The following is a 6,683-nucleotide window of genomic DNA, read 5'->3' on the forward strand; positions in this document are numbered from 1 at the left end:
CTGGAGAACTAAATTATGCTTGTATCTTATAAATGGTTAAAAGAATTGGTGGACATTGATGTTCCATCACAAGAGTTGGCTGAAAAAATGTCAACTACAGGGATCGAGGTAGAAGGTGTTGAATCACCTGCTGCTGGTCTCTCAAAAATTGTCGTCGGTGAGGTCTTGTCTTGCGAAGATGTGCCAGAAACTCACCTCCATGTTTGTCAGGTTAACGTTGGCGAAGAAGAAGCCCGTCAAATCGTCTGTGGTGCCCCAAATGTGCGTGCTGGTATCAAGGTTATGGTGGCTCTTCCAGGAGCTCGCATCGCTGACAATTACAAGATCAAAAAAGGGAAAATCCGCGGTCTTGAGTCACTTGGGATGATCTGTTCACTTGGTGAACTGGGAATTTCTGACTCAGTTGTACCTAAGGAATTCGCAGATGGCATCCAAATCTTGCCAGAAAATGCCGTTCCTGGGGATGAAGTCTTCTCATATCTAGACTTGGATGATGAAATCATCGAACTTTCAATTACACCTAACCGTGCGGACGCTCTTTCTATGCGTGGGGTGGCTCACGAAGTGGCAGCCATCTATGACAAGGCAGTCAACTTTAAAGAATTTACTCTTTCAGAAACTGACCAAGCTGCAGCAGATGCTCTTTCTGTGGGCATTGAGACAGACAAGGCGCCTTACTATGCCGCTCGTATCTTGGACAATGTGACTATCGCACCAAGTCCACAATGGTTGCAAAACCTTCTTATGAATGAAGGAATCCGTCCAATCAATAACGTAGTGGACGTGACCAACTACATCCTTCTCTACTTTGGTCAACCAATGCATGCCTTTGACTTGGATACCTTTGAAGGGACTGACATCCGTGTACGTGAAGCGCGTGCTGGTGAAAAATTAGTGACTTTAGATGGTGAAGAACGTGACTTGGACGTGAATGACCTAGTCATCACTGTCGCAGACAAGCCAGTAGCTCTTGCAGGTGTTATGGGTGGTCAAGCAACAGAAATCTCTGAAAAGTCTAGTCGTGTCGTCCTTGAAGCTGCAGTCTTCAACGGAAAATCAATCCGCAAGACTAGCGGACGTCTCAACCTTCGTTCTGAGTCATCTTCTCGCTTTGAAAAAGGGATTAATGTGGCAACTGTTAACGAAGCCCTTGATGCGGCGGCTAGCATGATTGCAGAACTTGCAGGTGCGACGGTGCGTAAGGGTATCGTTTCAGCGGGTGAGCTTGATACCTCTGATGTGGAAGTTTCTTCAACTCTTGCTGATGTTAACCGTGTCCTCGGAACTGATCTTTCTTATGCTGATGTAGAAGACGTCTTCCGTCGTCTTGGATTTGGTCTTTCTGGCAATGCAGATAGCTTTACAGTCAGTGTCCCACGCCGTCGCTGGGATATCACCATCGAGGCAGACCTCTTTGAAGAAATCGCTCGTATCTATGGATATGACCGCTTGCCAACCAGCCTTCCAAAAGACGATGGGACAGCTGGTGAATTGACTGCGACACAAAAACTTCGCCGTCAAGTTCGTACCATTGCTGAAGGAGCAGGTTTGACAGAAATCATCACCTACGCTCTGACAACTCCTGAAAAAGCAGTTGAGTTTACGGCTCAACCAAGCAACCTTACGGAACTCATGTGGCCAATGACTGTGGACCGTTCTGTCCTCCGTCAAAATATGATCTCAGGTATCCTTGATACTGTTGCCTACAACGTGGCTCGTAAGAACAAAAACTTGGCCCTTTACGAGATTGGAAAAGTCTTTGAACAAACAGGCAATCCAAAAGAAGAACTTCCAAATGAGATCAACAGCTTTGCCTTTGCCTTGACAGGCTTGGTTGCTGAAAAAGATTTCCAAACAGTAGCAGTTCCAGTTGATTTCTTCTATGCTAAGGGAATCCTTGAGGCCCTCTTTGCTCGTTTGGGACTCCAAGTAACCTATACGGCAACATCTGAAATCGCTAGCCTCCACCCAGGACGTACAGCTATGATTTCACTCGGTGACCAAGTTCTTGGTTTCCTTGGGCAAGTGCATCCAGTCACTGCTAAGGCTTACGATATTCCAGAAACGTATGTAGCTGAGCTCAACCTTTCAGCCATCGAAGCTGCCCTTCAACCAGCTGCTCCATTTGTGGAAATCACGAAATTCCCAGCAGTTAGCCGTGACGTTGCCCTCCTTCTCAAGGCAGAAGTGACTCACCAAGAGGTTGTGGACGCTATCCAAGCTGCAGGCGTAAAACGTTTGACAGATATCAAACTCTTTGACGTCTTCTCAGGCGAAAAATTGGGACTTGGTATGAAGTCAATGGCTTATAGCTTGACTTTCCAAAATCCAGAAGATAGCTTAACGGACGAAGAAGTCGCACGCTATATGGAAAAAATCCAAGCATCGCTCGAAGAAAAAGTCAATGCAGAAGTGCGTTAACTTATCAATCCATCCTTTGGGGTGGATTTTTGCTTTTCAAATAACAATTCAGGATCAAAAATAGACAGTTGAGGAACAGAGAAGATAAATTGGAGTTTACCAGTGTATAATGTACTCATAGCTCAAAGTACCCTAAGATTTTTTACTAAAATGAGGATGATAAAAATGGACAGAAATCATTGTAAAGGCTATCAAAAAGGAGTATAATGAGTGCAAGACATTTCGGAGGTGAAAGATGCTAGAAGTAAGAAGTCTAGAGAAAAGTTTTGGACCCAAGCAAGTTTTGTTTGGTATTGACTTTCAAGCGCGACCAGGTCGTATTTTGGGATTAGTCGGGAAAAACGGTGCTGGGAAGACAACGATTTTCCACAGTATTTTGAAGTTTTTAGAATACCAAGGAGAAATTAGTCTGGATAATCAGGATATTCGACAAGAGACCTACGCTCGGATTGGCTATCTGCCTGAAGAACGCAGCCTCATGCCTAAATTGACAGTCCTTGAACAAGTTCGTTACTTGGCGACTCTAAAAGGTATGGATGCCAAGGAGATCAAGGAAAAACTCCCTCAATGGATGAAGAGGTTGGAAGTGAAAGGGAAGCTGACTGATAAAATCAAGAGTCTGTCAAAAGGAAATCAGCAGAAGATTCAGCTCATTATTACTCTGATTCATGAGCCAGACTTGATTATCTTGGATGAGCCTTTCAGTGGATTGGACCCGGTCAATACAGAATTGCTCAAGCAAGTCATTTTTCAGGAAAAAGAACGTGGGGCAACCATTATCTTTTCTGACCATGTCATGACCAACGTCGAGGAGCTTTGTGACGATATTCTCATGATTCGAGATGGCCGTGTGGTCTTGCATGGACCAGTTCAGGATGTCCGCAATCAATACGGGAAAACGCGTCTCTTTGTTTCAAGTGAACGAAGCAAGGAAGAATTGGAAAATCTTCCTCATGTCAAGCAGGTAAGTTTGACCAAACAAGGCAGTTGGAAATTGATCTTAGAGGATGAGAGCGCTGGAAGGGAACTCTTCCCAATCTTGACTCAGGGGCAATACATCGCAACCTTTGACCAGCAAGCGCCAACAATTGATGAAATCTTTAAACTAGAATCAGGGGTGGAAGTATGAGAAATATGTGGGTTGTAATGAAGGAAACCTATCTTCGACATGTCAAATCGTGGAGTTTCTTCTTTATGGTGATTTCGCCGTTCCTCTTTTTAGCCTTATCTGTAGGAATTGGCTATCTCCAAGGATCTTCTATGGCTCAGAGTGGCAAGATAGCAGTAGTCAGCACTGTTCCAGCTGTGACAGACAGTCTTAAATCTACCAATGGTCTCAATTTTGATTATCAGGATGAAGCCAGTGCCCAAGCTGCTATCAAGGATGAAAAATTAAAAGGCTATCTGACCATTGACCAAGAGGATAGTGTCTTGAAGGCAGTTTATCACGGTGAAACTTCCCTTGAGATTGCTATTAAGCTAGGAGTAACGAGCAAGTTAAATGAGCTTCAAGATCAACTCAATCGTTCGGCAGCCAATTTGTCACAAGAACAGGAAAAACGCTTGGGACAAACAGTTAACTTTACGGAGAAAATTGATGAATCCAAGGAAAATAAAAAAATGATTCAAACCTTTGCGGCCGCAGGGCTTGGTTTCTTCCTTTATATGATTTTGATTACCTATGCTAGTGTCACTGCTCAGGAAGTGGCTAGCGAGAAAGGAACCAAAATTATGGAGGTGGTCTTCTCTAGTATCCGTGCTAGTCATTATTTCTACGCTCGCATGCTGGCTCTGCTTCTTGTGATTTTGACCCATATTGGCATTTACGTCGTGGGTGGAATTGCTGCCATTCTTCTCTTTAAAGACCTACCAATCTTGGCACAATCTGGTATTTTAAACCATATAGGAGAGGCTTTCTCGCTCAACACCTTATTGTTTGTCTTGGTTAGCCTCTTTATGTACGTTGTTTTAGCAGCCTTCCTAGGCTCTATGGTTTCTCGCCCTGAGGATGCAGGAAAAGCCTTGTCGCCTTTGATGATTTTGATTATAGGTGGTTTTTTTGGAGTGACAGCTCTAGGTACAGCTGGTGACAATCTCATCTTGAAGATTGGTTCATATATTCCCTTTATTTCGACTTTCTTCATGCCGTTTAGAGCTATTAATGGTTATGCAAATGGGTTAGAAACTTGGATTTCGCTTGCTATTACGCTTGCTTTTGCAGTAACGGCAACAGTCTTTATCGGACGTATGTATGCTAGCCTCGTTCTGCAAACAGATGATTTAGGTCCTTGGAAAACCTTTAAACGTGCCTTATCTTATAAATAGAAGAGCCTCGCGAAAGCGAGGTTTTTTAGAGATAAAAAGAGTGGAATTCAGAAAAATATTTTTCATATCTATTGACTTTTAGGGGTGAAATTTGGTATTATAGTAGGCGGTATTGTTTACCCCATTTGAAAGGCCCCGGAACCTTCCAAATACTTTTCGATGGGAAGGAACACCCATCACCGTAAACAAAAATCGAACTATATATAGGAGAAATCATGAACAAAACAACATTTATGGCTAAACCAGGCCAAGTTGAACGTAAATGGTACGTAGTTGACGCAACTGATGTACCACTTGGACGTCTTTCTGCAGTAGTTGCTAGCGTACTTCGCGGAAAAAACAAACCAACATTTACACCACACACTGATACAGGTGACTTTGTGATTGTTATCAATGCTGAAAAAGTTAAATTGACTGGTAAAAAAGCAACTGATAAAATCTACTACACTCACTCAAACCACCCAGGTGGATTGAAACAAATCTCTGCAGGTGAACTTCGTTCTAAAAATGCAGTACGTTTGATCGAGAAATCAGTTAAAGGTATGCTTCCACACAATACTCTTGGACGCGCTCAAGGTATGAAGTTGAAAGTATTTGTTGGAGCTGAGCACACTCACGCTGCACAACAACCAGAAGTTCTTGATATTTCAGGACTTATCTAAGGAAAGGAACAATAAAGTATGTCACAAGCACAATATGCAGGTACTGGACGTCGTAAAAACGCTGTTGCACGCGTTCGCCTTGTTCCAGGAACTGGTAAAATCACTGTTAACAAAAAAGATGTTGAAGAGTACATCCCACACGCTGACCTTCGTCTTGTCATCAACCAACCATTCGCAGTTACTTCAACTGCAGGTTCATACGACGTTTTCGTTAACGTTGTAGGTGGTGGATACGCAGGTCAATCAGGAGCTATCCGTCACGGTATCGCTCGTGCCCTTCTTCAAGTAGACCCAGACTTCCGCGATTCATTGAAACGCGCAGGACTTCTTACACGTGACTCACGTAAAGTTGAACGTAAGAAACCAGGTCTTAAGAAAGCTCGTAAAGCATCACAATTTAGTAAACGTTAAAACTTATTTAAACTTATTGAAAGCATTTCGTATCAAAAATACGGGATGCTTTCTCTGTTCACCCCAAATTTTTGTAACTAGGTGATACTTGAAATTAATACAAATTTGGTTGTTTTTGATAAATCTAAGCAACACTAAATGATGAAGTGAAAGGGGATGAATCTTTGATAGTATTCATTTATTGTGAAATATGATATATTTATTAATTAGATGGATGAATACTTCTAGAGTTAAATATAGCATAATAGGGACAGACTTTTTGGTTTATTTTTGTTTGTAGTCGGATTATGAAAGAATATCCAATATTATGCGATAAGATAGAATGTTACAAAAAAGAAAGGGGATGCAATCCGATGAAGAAAGACAGATTAATTGTATTGACAGATGCTGTTCTAGCAATTATTATGACCATCTTGATTTTAGAGTTAGAAAAACCAACAACACCAAGTCTTGAAGCTTTTTGGGATTTACGGCAAAATTTCTTTGCTTGTTTTCTTTCCTTTTTCTGGTTGGGATCGTTATGGATGGCACTAAACACATTATGGGAAAAGGTTGAGAAAATTTCCTCAGAAATTATTTGGTGGAATTTGTTTCTACTCTTGGAGCGGCAGGAGTTCTCTTTGGAGAATTTCATGCCATCCAAGATACCAGTCTGAATGATGTGGTGGACCGGATCTATATAAATGTCAAGGATTTACCGTTTCAGTCCTTGGGAGCTTTAGCTAATATCCTGTCTGATGTTAAGAAGGGACTGATTCAAGACAGTCATATCTGGTCTTTCTTCCAGTCATTTTTCAAACAATATCAGTTGATAATCAGCTTAAATCAGATCTATCAGTTTGTCTATCTTTCTCTGATGGAGAT

The 6,683-nt window shown here is 42.0% G+C and carries 7 protein-coding genes; all 7 read left to right on the forward strand.

Annotated features, from left to right (window positions below):
* Positions 1-15 precede the first annotated feature (15 nt).
* The gene (gene pheT, locus QM408_RS01440; RefSeq protein ID WP_414373314.1) at positions 16-2,421 is read left to right on the forward strand and encodes a phenylalanine--tRNA ligase subunit beta; all 2,406 of its coding nucleotides are present in this window, start codon (positions 16-18) and stop codon (positions 2,419-2,421) included.
* A gap of 235 nt (positions 2,422-2,656) precedes the next feature.
* Positions 2,657-3,550: an ABC transporter ATP-binding protein gene (locus tag QM408_RS01445; RefSeq protein ID WP_000895284.1), complete on the forward strand. Its 894-nt coding sequence runs from the start codon at positions 2,657-2,659 to the stop codon at positions 3,548-3,550.
* Positions 3,547-4,746, forward strand: a complete 1,200-nt coding sequence (locus QM408_RS01450; protein ID WP_001245398.1) for an ABC transporter permease — start codon at positions 3,547-3,549, stop codon at positions 4,744-4,746. Before QM408_RS01445 ends, QM408_RS01450 begins: the two co-directional genes overlap by 4 nt.
* A 215-nt stretch (positions 4,747-4,961) precedes the next feature.
* On the forward strand, positions 4,962-5,408 hold the full coding sequence (gene rplM, locus QM408_RS01455; RefSeq protein ID WP_001044624.1) for a 50S ribosomal protein L13: 447 nt from the start codon (positions 4,962-4,964) through the stop codon (positions 5,406-5,408).
* A gap of 18 nt (positions 5,409-5,426) precedes the next feature.
* Positions 5,427-5,819 (forward strand): 30S ribosomal protein S9, encoded by a 393-nt coding sequence (rpsI, locus tag QM408_RS01460; protein ID WP_000075964.1) that lies wholly within the window; start codon positions 5,427-5,429, stop codon positions 5,817-5,819.
* A gap of 353 nt (positions 5,820-6,172) precedes the next feature.
* A complete protein-coding gene (locus tag QM408_RS01465; protein ID WP_004240734.1) occupies positions 6,173-6,475 on the forward strand; it encodes a TMEM175 family protein in 303 nt (100 codons plus the stop codon).
* On the forward strand, positions 6,400-6,683 hold a 284-nt coding region (locus tag QM408_RS01470; RefSeq protein ID WP_414313634.1), incomplete at its 3' end, for a hypothetical protein. The genes QM408_RS01465 and QM408_RS01470, both read left to right, overlap by 76 nt.

Source organism: Streptococcus mitis (assembly GCF_047464965.1).
Taxonomy (GTDB): Bacteria; Bacillota; Bacilli; order Lactobacillales; family Streptococcaceae; genus Streptococcus; species Streptococcus mitis_DU.

Bases quoted from the DNA above. Each gene is read 5' to 3' on its own strand.
- pheT (WP_414373314.1), top strand. From the start codon at position 16: ATGCTTGTATCTTATAAATGGTTAAAAGAATTGGTGGACATTGATGTT.
- QM408_RS01445 (WP_000895284.1), top strand. From the start codon at position 2,657: ATGCTAGAAGTAAGAAGTCTAGAGAAAAGTTTTGGACCCAAGCAAGTT.
- QM408_RS01450 (WP_001245398.1), top strand. From the start codon at position 3,547: ATGAGAAATATGTGGGTTGTAATGAAGGAAACCTATCTTCGACATGTC.
- rplM (WP_001044624.1), top strand. From the start codon at position 4,962: ATGAACAAAACAACATTTATGGCTAAACCAGGCCAAGTTGAACGTAAA.
- rpsI (WP_000075964.1), top strand. From the start codon at position 5,427: ATGTCACAAGCACAATATGCAGGTACTGGACGTCGTAAAAACGCTGTT.
- QM408_RS01465 (WP_004240734.1), top strand. From the start codon at position 6,173: ATGAAGAAAGACAGATTAATTGTATTGACAGATGCTGTTCTAGCAATT.